At 53.7% G+C, this 18,287-nt stretch carries 16 protein-coding genes; all 16 read left to right on the top strand.

Annotation, left to right across the window (positions count from 1 at the left end; translation table 11 throughout):
* On the top strand, positions 1-643 hold a 643-nt coding region (locus tag C173_RS17770), incomplete at its 5' end, for an N-acetylmannosamine-6-phosphate 2-epimerase (protein WP_036726948.1).
* The gene (locus C173_RS17765; protein ID WP_036726946.1) at positions 630-1,463 is read left to right on the top strand and encodes a MurR/RpiR family transcriptional regulator; all 834 of its coding nucleotides are present in this window, start codon (positions 630-632) and stop codon (positions 1,461-1,463) included. The genes C173_RS17770 and C173_RS17765, both read left to right, overlap by 14 nt.
* Positions 1,464-1,817: 354 nt before the next feature.
* On the top strand, positions 1,818-2,735 hold the full coding sequence (locus tag C173_RS17760) for an ROK family protein (RefSeq protein ID WP_036726945.1): 918 nt from the start codon (positions 1,818-1,820) through the stop codon (positions 2,733-2,735).
* 27 nt (positions 2,736-2,762) lie between these two features.
* On the top strand, positions 2,763-4,349 hold the full coding sequence (locus tag C173_RS17755; RefSeq protein WP_036726943.1) for an FAD-dependent oxidoreductase: 1,587 nt from the start codon (positions 2,763-2,765) through the stop codon (positions 4,347-4,349).
* A 400-nt stretch (positions 4,350-4,749) separates the two neighbouring features.
* On the top strand, positions 4,750-5,064 hold the full coding sequence (locus C173_RS34260) for a hypothetical protein (protein ID WP_155991517.1): 315 nt from the start codon (positions 4,750-4,752) through the stop codon (positions 5,062-5,064).
* A gap of 155 nt (positions 5,065-5,219) precedes the next feature.
* Positions 5,220-6,752: a methyl-accepting chemotaxis protein gene (locus tag C173_RS17750; RefSeq protein WP_036726941.1), complete on the top strand. Its 1,533-nt coding sequence runs from the start codon at positions 5,220-5,222 to the stop codon at positions 6,750-6,752.
* Between the two features lie 177 nt (positions 6,753-6,929).
* Positions 6,930-7,427, top strand: a complete 498-nt coding sequence (locus tag C173_RS17745; protein WP_036726940.1) for a DinB family protein — start codon at positions 6,930-6,932, stop codon at positions 7,425-7,427.
* A 160-nt stretch (positions 7,428-7,587) separates the two neighbouring features.
* On the top strand, positions 7,588-8,265 hold the full coding sequence (locus tag C173_RS17740) for an MBL fold metallo-hydrolase (RefSeq protein WP_036726939.1): 678 nt from the start codon (positions 7,588-7,590) through the stop codon (positions 8,263-8,265).
* Between the two features lie 27 nt (positions 8,266-8,292).
* Entirely contained in the window at positions 8,293-9,258 is a 966-nt protein-coding gene (locus tag C173_RS17735; protein ID WP_036726937.1) for an acyltransferase domain-containing protein, read from the top strand.
* A 165-nt stretch (positions 9,259-9,423) separates the two neighbouring features.
* Positions 9,424-11,223, top strand: a complete 1,800-nt coding sequence (locus C173_RS17730) for a sensor histidine kinase (RefSeq protein WP_036726932.1) — start codon at positions 9,424-9,426, stop codon at positions 11,221-11,223.
* A complete protein-coding gene (locus tag C173_RS17725; protein WP_036726931.1) occupies positions 11,220-12,065 on the top strand; it encodes a response regulator transcription factor in 846 nt (281 codons plus the stop codon). The genes C173_RS17730 and C173_RS17725 overlap by 4 nt, the downstream gene beginning before the upstream one ends.
* Positions 12,066-12,320: 255 nt before the next feature.
* A complete protein-coding gene (locus tag C173_RS17720) occupies positions 12,321-13,616 on the top strand; it encodes an ABC transporter substrate-binding protein (protein WP_036726929.1) in 1,296 nt (431 codons plus the stop codon).
* An 85-nt stretch (positions 13,617-13,701) separates the two neighbouring features.
* Complete coding sequence (locus C173_RS17715) at positions 13,702-14,586, top strand: carbohydrate ABC transporter permease (RefSeq protein ID WP_036726925.1); 885 nt, start codon at positions 13,702-13,704, stop codon at positions 14,584-14,586.
* A gap of 12 nt (positions 14,587-14,598) precedes the next feature.
* Positions 14,599-15,426: a carbohydrate ABC transporter permease gene (locus tag C173_RS17710; protein ID WP_036726921.1), complete on the top strand. Its 828-nt coding sequence runs from the start codon at positions 14,599-14,601 to the stop codon at positions 15,424-15,426.
* A gap of 23 nt (positions 15,427-15,449) precedes the next feature.
* Positions 15,450-17,057: a bifunctional metallophosphatase/5'-nucleotidase gene (locus C173_RS17705; protein WP_051478135.1), complete on the top strand. Its 1,608-nt coding sequence runs from the start codon at positions 15,450-15,452 to the stop codon at positions 17,055-17,057.
* Positions 17,058-17,193: 136 nt separating this feature from the next.
* Positions 17,194-18,183 (top strand): alpha/beta fold hydrolase, encoded by a 990-nt coding sequence (locus tag C173_RS17700; RefSeq protein WP_036726920.1) that lies wholly within the window; start codon positions 17,194-17,196, stop codon positions 18,181-18,183.
* Positions 18,184-18,287: the final 104 nt, after the last annotated feature.

The following is an 18,287-nucleotide window of genomic DNA, read 5'->3' as shown; positions in this document are numbered from 1 at the left end:
CGAGCCGCTGCACGGGCCGGAGATTATGGCCCGGATGGCGGTGGCGGCAGCGGAAGGCGGGGCCATCGCCATCCGGGCGAACGGGGCGGCAGATGTGCGGGCCATCAAGCAGGCAGTTGCGCTGCCGGTGATCGGCATCGTGAAGCGCAATTACCCGGATTCGGACGTCTATATTACCCCTACGCTTAGAGAGACTGAGGAGTTGCTGGAAGCGGGGGCGGATATTATAGCTTTTGACGGGACCCGGCAGACCCGGCCGGGGAATTGTACACTGGAGCAGATCATAGACCTGCTCACGGCAAGCCCGGCGGCTTCCATGGCGGATATCTCCACTCTGGAGGAAGCGCTATACGCTGAGTCGCTTGGAGTCAGCTGCGTCTCAACCACCTTGTCGGGATATACACCGTATTCCCGCCAGCAGGAAGGGCCGAATCTGGAGCTGCTGGAGCAGGCTGCACAGCGGCTGAAGATTCCGGTCATTGCCGAAGGCCGGATCAGCCAGCCCGCCCAAGTGGAGGCAGCGCTGGACCTGGGGGCCTATGCGGTGGTGGTAGGCTCCGCAATTACCCGTCCGCAGCTGATCACCCGGCCGTTCGCAGCAGCGGCGAGAAAAGTGAGGATGAACCGTAATGGAAATGAATGACCGGATCAACACGTATTACCCGTCCATGACCAAGTCTGAGCAAAAGGTAGCCCGGTGTGTGCTTGAGCATCCGGATAATCTGATCTATCTGTCTGTGACTGAGCTGGCGGATTTTGCCGGAACGGGCGAGACCACGGTGATGCGCTTCTGCCGCAAAATCGGCTTCAAGGGCTATCAGGATTTCAAGCTGATGCTGGCCCAGGGCCTGCCGAAGCGGCAGACTCAGGCGGATGGCGAGCAGGGGGCAGGCGGAGGGGATTACGCCGACCACCTGTATGCCTTAATGGTTGGTGTATTGCAATCCAGCCTGGGCATGCTGGACCGGGAGCAGTTGCAGCAGGCGGTAGACGCTCTGGATCAGGCCCGGTACGTCCAGTTCTTCGGCGTAGGCTCTTCCGGGATCACGGCACTGGACGCCAAGAACCGCTTCCTGCGGATCGGGCGGCGTGTCGAAGCCAATTCCGACAGCCATATTCAGTCTATGATGGCGGTGACGATGGGAGCAGGCGATGTGGCATTTGGCATCAGTGTATCAGGCAGCACACTGGATACGAATGACATGCTGATGAAGGCCAAGCAGAACGGGGCCAAGGTGATTGCTATGACTAACTATGCCAAGTCCCCGATTGCTTCCATTGCCGACATTGTGCTGCTGACAGCCGGGAAGGAATCGCCGCTGGAAGGCGGCTCCGTAGGGGCCAAGGTCTCCCAGCTGTTCATTATCGACCTGCTCTGCCAAGGGCTGGAGCAGCTCCATGCCGAAGAGACCAAACGGATGAAGGAGCTCACCGCCCGGGCGGTCATTGACCGGATTTATTAGGATTCGGGGAATGAAGCGATGGTACGTGATGTACCGTGTAACGGTAAGGGATTGGCGGGGGCTGATGTGCTGGTGCGAGGGCAGACGGGCGAATGTATGTGAAAAACAGTATACATTGGGTGAGCGCGGGTGTGCGTGGGCGAATGTATGTGGAAAACAGCATACAATTTGCTGGTGCGAGGGCAGACGGGCGAATGTATGTGAAAAACAGTATACATTGTACGAACGCGAGTGTGCGTGGGCAAATGTATGTGAAAAACAGTATACAATTTGCTGTTACGAGGGCAGAGGGGCGAATGTATGCGAAAAACAGCATACAATGTGCTAGCGCAAAGAGTAGTGGAGGTGATGCGAATGCGGCAAGTCATAGGTGTGGACATCGGGGGGACAGGCATCAAGGGGCTTGTGACCGATGAAGTGGGGACGATTCTCGCGGAAGCCGGACGCGACACGGAGGCCCGGCTGGGCCGGGAGGTTATTCTCGGCCAGCTCCACAGCCTGGTGGAGGAACTGCTGGCTGGCCATCCTGCGGTGCAAGCGCTGGGGATCGGCTCGGCGGGCAAGGTAAATGCGGATACGGGCGAGGTGGTCTACGCCACCGATAATCTGCCCGGCTGGCAGGGGATGCAGCTTACGCAGTGGGCAACGGCTGCGTTCGGGCGGCCTGCGGCGGCCGATAACGATGCCAACGCGGCGCTGCTGGGCGAGGCCTGGCTGGGCGCGGGACGCGGCAGGGCGAGCCTGGTCATGCTGACCCTGGGCACCGGGGTCGGCGGGGCTAATCTGGCGGAAGGCCGGCTGCTGCGCGGAGCCGCCTGGAGCGGTGGCGACTGGGGGCACAGCGTGCTGGTGCCGGGAGGTCGCCCTTGTAATTGCGGCAAGCGCGGCTGCGCGGAGCAATATGTGTCCGGCCAGGCGCTGCTGCGGCTGGCACTGGAGGAGACCGGCCGGGCGTATGCGCACGGGCGGGAGATTATGGCGGCGGCGGAGCAGGGCGACGCGTCAGCGCTGGCGGTGCTGGAGCGCTTCACAGCGGATCTTGCGCTGGTGACAGCTAACATCGGGGCGGCGGTAGACCCCGAGCTGATTATTATCGGCGGCGGGGTCATTCAGAGCCGCGCGGTCTGGTGGCCGCTGCTGGCCGGGCAAGCGGGCGGTAGTTTGGCCGCCCGAATCGTGCCGGCGGAGCTGGGCAACCGGGCAGGCTGCTTCGGCGCAGTCCGGCTGGCTCTGGAACGGCTGCGCCGGGACGAAGGCGAAAGACAGATCTAACTGCTGCGGCAGGGAGGAGACAGAGAGATGGCTGGTGAACAGGAGAAGCATTCGGATGTAGTAATTATCGGCGGCGGACTTGGAGGAACGGCGGCGGCGCTGGCCGCCGCCAAGGCAGGACTGCGTGTGCTTGTGACAGAGGAGACGGACTGGCTGGGCGGGCAATTGACCTCCCAGGCCGTGCCGCCGGATGAGCACCGCTGGATTGAGGAATCGGGCAGTACCGCGTCTTACCGGGAGTTCCGCAGCAGAGTCAGGGAGTATTACAGGCGGAATTATCCGCTTACGGAAGCTGCCAGGAGCAATCCTATACTGAATCCCGGCAACGGTTGGGTCAGCCGGCTGGCACATGAGCCGAAGGTAGCACTGGCTGTTCTGCAGGAGATGCTGGCCCCATATGTGAACACCGGGCGGATCGAGGTGCTCTATCATACGGTGCCAGTCGCGGCTGATACCGAAGGCGATTATGTTACTGGAGTTACCGTCCGGCAGGGAACGGGCGGTAAGCTTTTCAGGCTGCGGGGAGCCTACTATCTGGATGCCACAGAGTGCGGCGATCTGCTTCCGCTGGCCGGAGTGGAGCATGTCAGCGGCGCTGAAGCCCGCAGCGAGACAGGGGAGCCGCACGCTCTGGAGGCACAGGACCCGCTCGACATGCAGTCGATTACCCACGTGGCGGCGGTGGACTATGTGCCGGGTGGAGACTATACGATTCCGCGTCCAAGAGATTATGATTACTGGCGCGAATATGTCCCATCGTTCTCGCAGTATCCGATCTTAAGCTGGTTCGCTTCAGATGCAGACGATACTAGCAAGCTGAAGCAGTTCACGATGTTCCCAAATGAGCAGGGGATTGTCTCCCTGTGGGATTACCGGCGGATCGTAGACCCGGCCATCTGGACGGAGCCGCTGAATGACGGCGAAGTTACTCTGCTGAACTGGGCACTGAACGATTACTATGCCGGGTCAATTATCGGCGTATCGCCGGAGGAACGGGAGCGGCACCTGGAGGGGGCGAGACAGCTTACCCTCTCACTCGTGTATTGGCTCCAGACCGAAGCGCCCCGCCTGGACGGCGGGCAGGGGTACCCGGGCGTGCGCCTGCGCGGGGATGTGCTCGGCACGGAGGATGGACTGGCCAAAGCCCCATATATCCGGGAATCCCGGCGCATCCGCGGATTGTACACGATAGCAGAGCAGGATGTGAGCAAGGAGCTACGCGGACCGGCTGGGCCTAAGCGCTATGAGGACAGCGTAGGGGTAGGCAGCTATCATCTGGATCTTCATCCCACGACGGTGAGCCAGCGTACCTTTTATATCCCGAATCATCCTTATGAGATTCCTCTCGGATCATTGATCCCGGTGCGGGTCAAGAACCTGCTCCCGGCTTGCAAAAACATATCCATGACCCAGATTGCGAACGGCTGCTACCGCCTGCATCCCACAGAATGGAATATCGGCGAAGCGGCGGGCACTCTCACGGCCTATGCCATCAGGCAGCAGGTCGAACCCTCGGCAGTCAGGGAATCGGATGAGCATCTACAGGCTTATCAGCAGCAGTTAGTAGCGCTTGGCGTCCAGCTGCACTGGACCCCGGAGGAGCTGGACGCTTAAGCGCACCTTCTCCGGCCATCCAGTATAGCTCAAACGTCTATAATTATATATCCAAGGTAAGGTGCCTCGTCAGCGGGGTGCCTTTTTGGTATGGGCTACCTAGTTGTCGATGTTACCTGGCAGCAAGTAGGTGGATAAACGTATCTTGTTCAGTTGGTTTTGGCAGAAACGGAGGAAGCAAGTGGAAATTGTACAACTAAATTGCTTCAGTCTCGCTCCTTAGTAGAAAATGCGAAAAATTAAGTGCCTTTTCTCCAACTGCTATCCTACTATGGCCTAATCGTCCATCAGCAAGTGTAGAAAATCCAACTGTTTCCCTGATCCATAGAAAACAAGTTCTAATCTATAAAATAAAGTATTAGACTGACATTGTATATTTGAGCTAAGGGGAAGGGATAACATGCAATTACTTGATTGGCTAAACCGCAATCGAATATGTAAATGTGAAACCTGTATAACTGAGCTTAATGTTTATGCATATGGCTCCGGTGAATCGCTGATTTTGTACTGTGTTGCATGTAATGAGTATTTTTTCAGAGCAGATCCTAGCTCACCTGTAAATAAGCATGATGTTCCTGAAGGACTTTTAAAACTATGGGGAATGGATCCTTATAATATTTATTATAAAGGGATTCCAATTAGCCAAGCATACGAGCCCAAGTGGATTAGATTGCTTCGAAAATTTTTGAGAAAATGCAAAACGTTAGTCAAATAACAGCGGCAGTCTGAGACTTTTGTCAAGTCTTATTCTGCCGTTGTTTTATATTAAATTTTAAATATAAATTTATATATAAAAGTTCAGGCCTGTTATATACTCAATCTAGCTTTCCCAAGCAGCGCACACCATGAGATGAGGAGAACTGAGAGAACATGCCTATTCTGAACAGATTCAAAGGAAACACACACGCAGGTGCACCGCCCCAAACAGACCATCAGCTAATCGACCTATTACGAAACTATGTGGAGCGGGTTGAACGCAAGGAAGAAGAGCAAACCGATACATATTCTGCCGCAGTTCCTGATGAACTGCAAGCATTGTTAACGCGACTAACGTCCGTGATACATAAGCGTGAGGACTATTACAAGGTTCGGTTGGAGATGATCACTGAAGCGATTGAGATCTCCCTGTGGGAGATGGATGTATATGAGGGTGATCCGGTGAATCCGAATAATGAGTTCAGGTGGACGGATGAGCTGCGCCGGATGATCGGCTATACGGATGAGCATGATTTTCCCAATGTGCTGGAGAGCTGGTCCAATTGCCTTCATCCCGAGGATAAAGAGGGGGTACTGCAGCTGTTCGCAGATCATATGCTGGACCGGACGGGCACGATCAAATACGACATTGAATACCGGCTCAAGACGAAAGCAGGCGAGTACAAATGGTTCCAGGCGACGGGCACAACCGTACGTGCCGCTGACGGATCACCTATTATGGTAGCCGGAGCTTTGCTGGATATTCATGATAAAAAAATCAAACAGGACGAGCTGGGCGCACTGGTGGTCCGCTATGATCTGGTGAACCGCGCCCTGGTGGAAGCCCCTTGGGATATGGTGGTTATCGCAGGCGATCCGGTCAACCCGGAGAATGAGTTCTGGTGGTCGGAGCAATTCCGCAGAACGATTGGTTTTGAAGGCGAGCATGATTTCCCGAACCTGTTAAGCAGCTGGAGCAACCAGCTACACCCGGAGGATCTGCAGCCCACGCTGGATGCCTTCGCCAATCATCTGAATGACTACACCGGGCAGACGGACTATACAGTGAACTACAGATTGCGCTCCAAAAATGGCGAGTATCGCTGGTATCACGCAGGCGGTGAAACGATCCGGGACGAGAAGGGTATTCCTCTGCGGGTAGCAGGAACGATTCGTGATATTACGCAGGAAATCAATAAAGAGGATACAATCAGACGGGTAAACCTGCAGATGGAAGGCTTGCTGACTGCGATTAACGAGATTGTTCACGGGATAGTATCGGTAACAGAGCAAGCTCAGGATATCGCCGAAGTCCAGGAGCAATCCTACAAGGCTGCAGTTGATGTGAAAGAAAAAACGAATGAAACCAAAGAAATCACCAAATTCATCAGTGAGGTCTCGAATCAGACCAGTCTGCTCGGGCTGAATGCTTCCATTGAAGCTGCTCATGCGGGGGAGTATGGCCGGGGCTTCTCTATAGTGGCAAGCGAGGTACGCAAGCTCGCAGATCACAGCAAGATGGCTTCCAACAACATTGAGAAAACCACACAGGAGATGAATGACCGCATCGACCATATTATCAGTACCATTAACGGCATGTCTAGTTTGACCGAAGCACAGGCTGCACTGACGCAAGAGGTTAATGCTTCTGTCGAGGAAGTAAGCAGGATGTCGGAGGAGCTGTTAGGTATTCTGCGTACTTTATAAGCGTTAACTGGAATGGAACACCATAGCCTGAGATCAAAAAGCGGAACGGAGCTTCAAGCGTTTCGCTTTTTTGTGTTGCAAATTAGATTCGATATCAGAATTGACAAATCATCAGAATCCGGCTATATTGAATTTCGGTAAATTATATTTTGAACAATCAATAGGAGGAGCATACTGATGTCCGAATCCAATCATGCTTTTGGTCAAGCGCTGGTGAAATCTCTGGTGGGAGAGCGCGGACATATTCCGATCGCCCGGGCCTTGCCGGATCTGACACTGGAGCTTGCAGGTTATACAATAGAAGGAATTCCTTACTCCATCTATCAGCTGGTGAAGCATATGGGCTTCTGGCAGGATTTCATGCTGACCCACCTGGAGGGCGGCCAGCCTCAGCGGCCTACAAGCGTACAGGAGAGCTGGCCTGCGGAGAAGGCCCCAGCAGAGGAGTCCCAGCTTCAGGAGGCCATCGCACATCTGCTGCAAGGTGTCGATAAGGCGGTTGCTATCGCTCAGAGCGCCAAGCTTGACGAGCCATTGGCCTATTTTCCAGGGGAGACCAAGGGCGGGCTGCTGCGCAATATCGCCTCCCATAACTCCTATCACCTGGGGGAGATTGTTCTGCTCCGCCGTCTGCAGGGTGCGTGGCCACCGCCAGGGGGCGGTTATCCTGCTTAAAGAGAATAATCCTGGAAAAGTCTGCAATGCTAGGTTGCAGGCTTTTTGCTATGGAAGCAATAACATTCATTGACAGTTCGTGAAAAAGTAGATGATAATTTAGTAGATTCATCCTATAAATAATGGAAATTAGATCTATCAAATCTTCAAGGAGGCGGGCATGGAAGCAACCTATGATCTGTTTACGATTAAAACGCATTGCATGAATTTCCTGAACTACGCTTATCTCGGTATTGACAAGACTTCCCGCAAAGCTTTTGTAGTTGATCCATCCTGGGATGTATCGCAGATGATCCGTATTCTGGATTCGCATGAGGCCACAGTCACGGCTGTTCTGCTGACCCACTCTCATTTTGATCATACCAATATGGTGAAGAAGCTTGAACTGCTCTACCGTCCTACTGTCTACATCTCCAAAACCGAGGCAGATTACTATAAATACCGCTGCAACCGGCTCCGAACCGTCGAGGACATGGACCTCATTCGTATCGGTGATTCACGGATTACCTGTCTTGTGACGCCCGGCCATACGCAGGGAAGTGTCTGTTACTGGGGGCAGGACCATCTGTTCTCCGGGGATACGGTATTTATTGAAGGCTGCGGCTTATGCGACAGTAGCGGAGGCTCGGCTGAGGATATGTTCAACAGCATCCACCGGCTCATCCGGCTGATTCCTCCCAGCACCCGGGTATACCCGGGACATTCCTTCGGCGATCCGCCAGGCAAGGAGATGAGCTATCTCTACAAAAATAATCTGTATTTCCAGATTGATGATATCAATCATTTTGTGAAATTCAGGAACCGTAAGAATAATGCCAGACTGCTTGATTTCAAATAAGCCGCTCTACAATCAGGGGGGACGGAAATGCACAGCGAAATCGTATTTATGTTCTCCGGGCAAGGCTCGCAATATAATAAAATGGGGCTTGAATTGTTCGGGAAGCAGCCGGTATTCCGGCAATCGATGGAACGCCTGGACCGGTTTGTTCATCAGCTGACCGGCAAGAGCGTGATTGAAGAGCTGTATCAGAACTCACGAGGTAAGGGTGCCAGCTTCGAAAATATTATCTTTTCCCATCCTGCAATCTTTATGGTGCAATACGCGCTGGCGGAGACTCTGGAAGCTGAAGGAATCACCCCACGCTACACGCTGGGAGTCAGTCTCGGGGAGTATGTGGCGCTGGCGGTGGCTAAGGTACTGACGCCTGAACAGGTGCTGGAGCTGATCGTGACGCAAGTACGGCTGCTAGAGGATACCTGCGACAACGGCGCGATGATTGCTGTTCTGGATCATGTGCAGCTCTATCACCGGAACGCCGAGCTGAACACCCGCTCCGAACTGATCGCTGTGAATTTCGACAAGCACTTCACTATCGCTTGCAGAAGCGGGCATACCGGCGAAATCCAGCAGTTCCTCAGAGCACAGGGTGTGGCCAGTCTGAAGCTGCCTGTGAACTACGCCTTCCATTCCTCATTCATCGATGAACTGGAGAAGCCTTATCGTACATATATGCAAAAGATCGATTACAAGACGCCTGCTCCGGGAGTGACACTGGTATCGGCCATGACCGGGGGGAAGGTGCAGACGGTGGATGAATCCTTCCTGTGGGATGTGGTGAGGAAGCCGATGAATTTCCGCACAGCCCTGGAGGGTCTGACTGCCGGCGGGCCGCGGCTGCTGCTCGATCTGAGCCCGTCGGGTACACTGGAGAACTTCGGCAAGTATATTCTCGGCAAGCCGCTGGCCCATAAGGTCCGGTCAGTGATTACACCGATGGGCAGCGAGTTGAAGAAGCTGAATGAGATTGTGAACGATACCTTAGAAGTCTGATTAAGCCCAATCCCTTCAAGCAGCGTTTTCTCTAAGTTATGGAGAGACGCTGCTTTTCTGTTGTTGTAATTTGTGTATAATACATGTACAACCATACATGTAACGGAGGGAACGATGAAGCGGTTCATGCCATATCCATCCCTCTCGAAGAGGTTAAGGGCGTATATGCCCTTTCTATTCAGCGGAAGTATGCCGCTGCGGCGGAAGATTCTGCTAAGCAACCTCCTGATTGTCCTGCTGGCACTGGTGATTTTCATGGTCAGCATTCAGCGGATTGTCTTCAATCAGACCCTGGAGAGAACCACGGCAAGCTCACAGCAGGAAGTGAAGCTGGTCAAGCAGTCGATGGAGACGGTGTTCCAGTCGGTCCAGAATTTCACCAAGTTCGTGTTGATCAATCAGGACACCCAGAAGTTGCTCAGCAGCGATACCGGTGCCGGCAATGATGTTGCTGCACTGAAGTCGATCTACAATACACTTGCAGCGATGCTAGTAACCGAGCCGAATATTGATTCCGTAATTATAGAATCCTTGAGCGGCAATCTCTATTACACCTCCAATCTGACCGGCGTGACCCGGGAGAGTCTGGGAATCTATCCCCGGGCGGAGATCGATGCAGCCAGAGGCGGGGCGGTCTGGGCGGATTCGCTTACGCCTGCCTTTTTGTCCGGGATGAAGCATAAGAATATGATCAGTGTGGGCAGGGTCATTAAGAGCATGGAGAAGGGGACCCCGCTTGGCTATATCTATGTCAACATTGACGAGCGGACGCTTGCCCGCCTCTATCATAATGAACAGAACCCGGAGAGCGCTACGCTGGTCATTAACCGGTATGGAAGAATCATCTCTGCGAATGAAGCCACAAGGGTGAACCAGCCGGTCCCGGAGGAATCCCTCACGAATTGGGTCAAGTCAGTCTCTCAAGGGACCCGGACCCAGAGGATCGCCGGAGACCGTTATTTAGTATCCATGCAGAGTCTTGCTCCCTATGACTGGAAGGTAGTCCAGCTGGTGACGATATCGGAGCTAACCTACGGGTACTGGAAAATCGCTCTGCTGCTGGCCGGATTTGGCCTGATCAGCATCCTGTCGGCCGTGCTTCTGTCTATTCTGTTCGCCCGCCGGCTGACCCGGCCGCTCAGCCAGCTTAGCGAGGTGATTGTCGAGGTGGGCAGCGGGAATCTGGAGCGGCGAGCCGCCGCCGATTCTGAGGACGAGGTCGGGCGGCTCGGAGCTACCTTCAATGAAATGGTGGAGCACATCCAGGGCTTGATGGTTCAGGTGGAAACGGAAGAGAAGACTAAGCGGATGCTGGAGCTGAGGCTGCTCTACTCGCAGATCAAGCCGCATTTTCTGTACAATACACTGGATACCATTCGTGCGATGGCTGTGATGTCCGGGGCGAAGGACATTAGCAAGATGCTGAAGGCACTGGGTGAGTTCTACCGGATCTCGCTTAGCAACGGACAGGAGCTGATTACGGTGGCCCAGGAGCAGAAGCATCTGGAGAGCTACCTGTATATTCAGCAGATCCGTTTCCCTAAGCTGAACTACCGGATATGGATCGAGCCGGGGCTGGAGTCCTGCCTGGTGCCGACCATGCTGCTTCAGCCGCTGGTCGAGAATGCGATCCACCATGGCATTAGAGGGATGGCGGACGGAGGCTGGTGTGAAATTACCTGCGAAGCGGAGACCACGAATGGACAGAGCCGGCTCTGCTTCACCGTCCGCGACAACGGCAAAGGCATGAGCGAAGAGCAGCAGCGGCTGATCTGGTCGGGGCATGACAGTGCGGAGAGGTACAGCTTCGGACTCCGAAACATTCAGGACCGCATCCGCCTGCGGTTCGGCGGGGCCTACGGAATCTCTCTGACCTCTGAGCCGGGCAAGGGCGTAGAAGTGAAGCTGCGCTTGCCGCTGCTTCTGCAGACGAACGAACAGGAAGAGGGGACAGTCAGACTATGAGTACAGCACCGGTAGCCCGCGTCCTGATTGTGGATGACGAATATTATTTCAGGCAGCTCCTAATCCGTCTCGTGGACTGGGAGGCCGCCGGGTTCGAGGTGGCCGCAGAAGCGGATGACGGCACGGCCGCATTGCAGATCATCGGGGAGCAGCCAATCGATCTCATCATTACGGATATTGAGATGCCGAATATGAACGGGCTTGAATTCATTGGGGAGGTCCGTAAGCTGAATTCGGCGGCCAAGCTGATTTTTATCACCAGCTACGATAATTTCTCTTATGCCCAGCAGGCTATATCGCTTGGAGCGGACCATTATCTGCTGAAGCCAGTCGATGAGGATGCTGTCGAACAGGCCCTCCGCACGATCCGGACGCAGCTGACAGAGAAGTGGGAGGCAGAACGCTACATCAACCGGCTCAGAATCAAAGCCGGGGATGTGCAGGAGCCGCAGGCAGGCGATGCCCGTGCGCAGAAACGGCAGAGCAGCGGCACGGCCTTAATCAGCAAGACCATCGCCTATGTGACGGCACATTACGCTGAGGATACATTGTCACTCCAGAGTACGGCCAGCGCCCTGTTTGTGAACCCGAGCTATTTAAGCCATGCGTTCAAGAAGGAGACCGGCGAGTCTTTTGTGGAATATGTGACGAACGTCCGTCTTGGGGAGGCTATGAAGCTGCTCAGCCAGGGGGCCACCGGGGAGGAAGCCCCGGCACCCAAGATTGCGACGATTGCCCGGCAGGTGGGCTATAAAGACCCGTTCTATTTCAGCAAATGCTTCAAGAAACGTTACGGAATGACCCCGAATACCGTATACAGCGGTTCCTATTCGGATACATAAAGAGCAGCTTTACTCAGAGTCCGGTGTTTTGCAGCCGGGCTTTTTCATTTGATTACATTTTCGCTGATTAAAGTTAACCCTGTGTAAAGCTGCCGTTAAGATGGGAACGCCCCGTAAATTAAGTGTAAAGTAATCTGACATACCTAAAAATTTTACTGTTAGAACCAATATATCTCCATTCGTGCACGGCGGTTCACTTGTTAAGATGATACCTGTAAGTCAAAACCCGAAATATTGAAAGGTGGTCCAACACAAATGTTCGGAAAAAAGCTTGGGGTAGTTGCAGCATCCATCGCGCTCAGCAGTGTAGTGCTTAGTGCTTGCGGAGGAGCCAATGGTAACGAAGGGGCAACTCAGAATCAGGATGCGAAACCGGCGGAAGGCAAGGAATCTGTCTCCTTATGGATGTTCGATGCAGATCCGATGTATCAGGCTGCTGCCGAGGCTACCGCAGCGGAAGTCGGCGTGGATTTGAACTATGAGTACATACAAGACGAGACCTACAAGACTAAAATCAGTGTTGCACTGGCTGCCAATGAGCTGCCGGATGTCTTCCAGCAGCATGCCGGGAAGTCCTACCGGACACCTGTACTGCAATCAAAAACGGTAGCCCCGCTGAACGATACCCTGGATTCCACGGGACTTGGCGCGAAATTTCTGGACAACCAGCTGGTGAAGGAGGAAGACGGCAATATCTATTCCGTTCCTTCCAACATCAGTACAACCCTGGTCTTCTACTATAACAAAAAGCTGATGAGCGATCTGGGCGCTACGCCTCCGGCAACCTGGGACGATCTTCAGGCGCTTGTAACCAAGGCCGAAGCTAAAGGGATCATCCCTATCGCCCTCGGCGGCAAGGAAAGATGGCAGGGTGATCTGCTGTACAACATGCTCGTAGCGCGTCAGGACGTTAACGCCTTCGACAATGCGATTAAGGGCGATGCGAAGTTTACAGATGCTCCATTTGTAGATGCAGCGAAGCAGGTAGCCACCCTGGTAAGCAGCAATGCCTTCCAGAAGGGCTTCCTCGGCTCGGCTTACCTGGATGCCCAGGAGCTGTTCAAGAACGATAAGGCGCTGATCTGGATTGACGGCAGCTTCAACTTCGGCGCGCTGTCTAAGGCCATGGGCGATAATCTCGGATATATCGCATTCCCGAAGACTGGTGCAGAGGATGTCTACAGTGCGACGATCGGATTCCAGAACTCGGCGGCACCTTACTCCTTGTTCGTGAACAACAGCTCTAAGCATCTCGACAAAGCCAAGGAATTCGCTATTAAGCTGTCCCTCAAGCTGAATGATGAGTTCGTACGCAAAGGCCTGCCGGGCTATGCCGCCAGCGAAGTGAAGTCGGAGTCGCAGAATGAGCAGCTCTCCGCTTATGCTACAGATATCAGCAAAACAGCCAAAACCCAGGCGATGTGGTTCGGCCTGCTGTCGGCAGATACTGGTCAGGAATACCGCGATATGACGCAGCAGCTCTATGGCGGCAATCTGACGCCTGAGGAATACACAGCACAGCTGGAAACACTGCTCCGTTCGGCAGAGTAAGACAGGTTTTACAAATATAATAGGGGAAAGGCGATGCAGTCTCTTGGACCGCATCGCTTTTCTGCACTCTGATAGGTGGATAGTGATGGAAAGAGCGCTCTCGGATAAGAAATTAATCGCTTTGTTTCTAGTGCCCGGCTTAACTATATTTCTGGTCTTCTACTTCGTGCCGATCCTCATGACGGCGTATTACAGCTTCCAGGAGTGGGACGGAATTAACCCTATGGCCTTCGTGGGCCTGGACAATTACACCAAGATGTTCACCGCAGATAAAAGCTTCTGGAAGGCGGTATGGAACAGTGTGGCCTTTCTGCTGACAGGCGTGTTCGTTCAGCTTCCGCTCTCGTTCGGCCTGGCGCTGCTGGTCTCCCGAAAGATGAAGGGACGCAAATGGTTCCGCAATATTTACTTTTTCCCGGTGGTCATGTCAACGACGATGGTCAGTCTGCTGTGGGTCAAAATCTACGATCCGAATATCGGGATGCTGAACACGCTGCTGGAGGCTGCTCACCTAGGCAGCTGGGCCCAGGCCTGGCTTGGAGATACCAAGACGGCACTCTTGTCTGTTCTGATTGTAACAACCTGGCATTATGTAGGCTATAACATGCTGATCCTGTTCGCCGGTATCCAGGGCATCTCGGAGCAGTACTATGAGGCCGCGAAGCTGGACGGAGCCGTCGGCTGGAAGGCCGTCCGTTATATCACGCTTCCGTTATTGTCTGATGTGCTGCGGATCTGTGTCGTGCTGAACGTGATTTATTCGCTTAAGACTTTTGAAAGTGTGTATGTTATGACCAACGGCGGACCGCTGCATTCTACGACCATGATTGCCCTGAAAATGTTCCAGGAAGCGTTCCTGAAGCAGAACTTTGGTTACGGCAGTGCACTTGCTGTGTTCATGGTGCTGGAGTGTCTGATCATCGCCTGGGTGCTCAATAAAGTGCTTACCCGTGAAAAAATTGAATATTAAGGAGGACCGGACATGCTGAAGAGTACTAAAAACACAGGCCTCTATCTACTGATGGGCCTCATTGCCGTCCTCCAGTTGTTCCCGCTCTACTGGCTTGTGGTCAGTGCATTTAAGGATAATTCGGAGATTATCGGTGGAGTAGTCTGGGCGCTCCCTACAGAATGGCGGTTCAGCAATTTCTCAGAAGCCTGGGTAAGCGCCAAGGTGAATCAATACTTTTTCAATAGTGTGTCAGTTACGCTGATTACCCTCTTGTGCGTGCTGCTGTTCGCTTCGATGATGGCCTACGCGCTAACACGGATGAGATTCAAATATAACGGATTGATTCTGTTCATTCTGCTCATGGGGGTCATGGTACCGATTCATGCTACGCTGATTCCGCTGTTCATGATCCTGAAGAATCTCGGCCTTCTCAGCTCACGGCTGTCGATTATCCTGCCGTACATTGCTGTGAATCTGCCAATTGGCGTCTATATGCTGTCGGCGTTCCTGCGCAGCATGCCGAAGGAGTTGGAGGAGGCTGCGTTCATCGACGGCTGCGGGGTGGTGAAGTCCTTCTTCAAGGTCGTGCTGCCGCTGCTGAAGCCGCCGCTGGCCTCGGTTGCGATCTTCGTGTTCCTCGCTGTGTGGAATGAGCTGCTAATGGCGGCAACCTTCATCCAGAAGGAATCGCTGCGGACGCTGCCGCTCGGGCTAATGAACTTCAGCGGCCAGTACAGCATTAGCTGGGGACCGCTGGCCGCAGCAATGGTGATCTCTACGCTGCCGATTCTGCTCGCTTATGTGCTGTTCAGCGATCAGATGGAGAAGAGCTTCACCGCAGGTGCAATTCTGAAATAGAGAAAAGAGAAGGGTGAAAAGAGATGATGGAACCGGCAGCAAGCCGTAACCTGCGCAAGATCGTGATTATCGCTACCTCGGATGTTCATGGCAATCTGTGGGGCTACCGTTATGAAGACGGACTCGATACCGTAAATGACGGGCTCGCCAGAGTAGCCGCTTACGTCCGTGAACTTAGAGAGAGCGGGACGGAGATTCTGCTGATCGATAACGGAGACGTCTTCCAGGGGAATATGCTGACTGACGATGTCTACAATAAGCGGCCGGATGAGAGGCATCCGGTTGCGGCGGCACTTAATGCCATGGGCTATGCCGCGCTGACGCTGGGCAATCATGAGTTTAACTTCGGCCTTAGCCTGATCGAGCGAATCAAGCAGGAGCTTAGCTTCCCGGTGCTCGCGGCGAATGTCTGGGATTCAGCAGGCAGACCGTTTGCAGAGCCGTATGTGATCCTTGAGCAGCAAGGCATCCGGATTGCGGTCATCGGACTGACGAACCCCAACGTTCCGCGCTGGGATGGAAGCAAGGTGGAGGGCCTAAGGTTCGGACATATGGCCGAGACTGCGCAGGCAATTGCCGCCTCCCTCCGCGCGGAAGGGAAGGCGGACCTGATTGTGATCAGTGCCCATGCGGGCATGGTCGCAGAGTTCGATGAAGAGGGCGGCTCAGATGCCGCCGGACGGATTGCGGAGCTTGTCCCTGAAGCAGATGTGCTGCTGGTCGGCCATATGCATATTACCGTGAACCAGCGTATAGGGAATACCGTTATTGGCGGACCGCGGGACCGGGGGCGGGAAGTTGTACGCTTCGACCTGACACTGGAGCTGGACGGCGGCCCACCTAAGGTTGTGAGCCGCGAGGTCACGGTGGTAGATATGAGCGGCTGGGAGCCGGACACGGAATTGCGCAGTCTGGTTGCCGAGGCGCATGAAGAGACCCTACAGTTCATCGCCGATGGCGGCGGTGGCTCTTCCATAGAGGGGGAGGGCGGCATTTTGGGCTATGCGGCTGCTGATTTCCAGCCTGAAGAGACTGCCGGCCTGCCGGCGGGACGAGTGCAGGATACGGCGGTCATTACCTTGATCCAGCGTGCCATGCTGGAGGCCAGCGGAGCAGATGTTGCCGCTACAAGCCTGTTCAACGACAAGGCGGATCTGAAGCAGGGACCGCTGACGTATGCAGACGTCTACCGCATTTATCCTTTTGACAATGTACTGTATGTCGTTAGGGTCACCGGCAAGGAGCTGAAGGCTCATATGGAAGCTTCGGCTGCCCATTTCCGGCAGTGGCAGCAGGGGGACACGGAGATTGCCGCTGATCCCGAGGTGCCGAGCTACCTCTACGATATGTTTGCCGGGATTAATTATCAGATCGATATCTCCCAGCCGGTAGGCCGGCGGATCATCCATCTGGCCTACCGGGGCAGACCGCTTGCCGATACGGACGAGCTACAGCTTGCCGTTAACAATTACCGCTACAGCAGCCTGTTGAAGGCTTCTGGACTGGTCAGCGCCGTCAAGCACTGGGAGTCGGATTGCAGCGTCCGCGAGCTGCTGGTTCATTACATCAGGGAGCGCCAGACGATCATACCGGAGGTAGATCATAACTGGTCTATTGTGGGGATGGATTGATCCCGAATGATTGAATTAAAATAGCCGAGTTCATACTCCGTTCATAATGCCGTCATGTTGAGGACATCTTAATCAAGTAGACTCTATCTATACCGCTAAGGCGAATCTACAGATAGAAGGACAGGAGAAGATGGACATGGCAGGAACCGCTGAAATAAATAAACCTGAAAAGGGACGCAAGAAACGGAGATTATGGTTGAAAATATTAGGTGGCATTATCGGAGTGCTCGTGCTGTTCATAGGCATCACCTTTATCGTTAATGTCATCAGTAACGGGATAGAGAAGAAGAAGATCGAATCGTACGGGCAATACGTCAATGTAGACGGGAAAAAGATGAATGTGCTGATTCAAGGCAGCGGTGAACAGACCATAGTTCTCTTGCCGGGGCAAGGAACCGCTTCGCCTGTGCTTGATTTCAAGCCGCTGATAGATCAATTGACGCCTTCGTACAAAGTCGTAGCCATCGAGCCTCTCGGCTATGGCCTGAGCGATGGGACAGATAAAGAAAGAACGACGGAGAATATCATCAGTGAAATTCATGAGGCTGTGGAGCAGCTCGGTCTGAAGCGTTATATTCTGATGGGACATTCCATTACAGGACTCTATGCTGTATCATATGTAAATGCTTATCCGGATGAAGTTCAAGCCTTCGTAGGAATTGACAGTAGTGTGCCCAATCAGCCAGGCATGGATGTGAAATTGCCGCTGAAGGCCATGAAGTTTGCCAAGGATTCAGGTGTGATGCGGCTGCTAACGAAGCTCAGCGGAGATTCGTTTAAATCGCTTGACTATGATGAGCATACCAAAGAGCAGATGAAACTGATCACCAATGTACACGGCAATAACTCCACACTGATGAATGAGCTTAGCCACCTTGGTTCCAATTTCAAAAACGGCTCAAAGCTGAAATACCCGCAGGATTTGCCGGTCTTGCTGTTCGCACAATCCAATAACGAGAACAACAAGCAGTGGATTCCGCTGCATGAGGAGCAGGCGAAGCAGTCTTCACAGGGTAAATTGATCCCAATGGTAGGCTCCCATTACCTGCACCATACGAAGTACAAAGAAATCGTCGAGGAATTCAAGGAATACATGAAGACCGTTCAATTGAAGCAAGCCCAGTAGGGAGAATGGAATACTATAGTGCGGCGCCCCTCGGGGTGCCGTTTTTTCGTAGAAAGATAAGAATTTATATGCTTCGCGCTATAATTATCCTTCTATTTCTCGCT

Origin of the sequence: Paenibacillus sp. FSL R7-277, assembly GCF_000517965.1 — a bacterium.
GTDB classification, from domain to species: domain Bacteria; phylum Bacillota; class Bacilli; order Paenibacillales; family Paenibacillaceae; genus Paenibacillus_AQ; species Paenibacillus_AQ silagei.
Note: the sequence above shows the minus strand (reverse complement) of the source record. Positions and strands in the feature narration are given on the sequence as shown.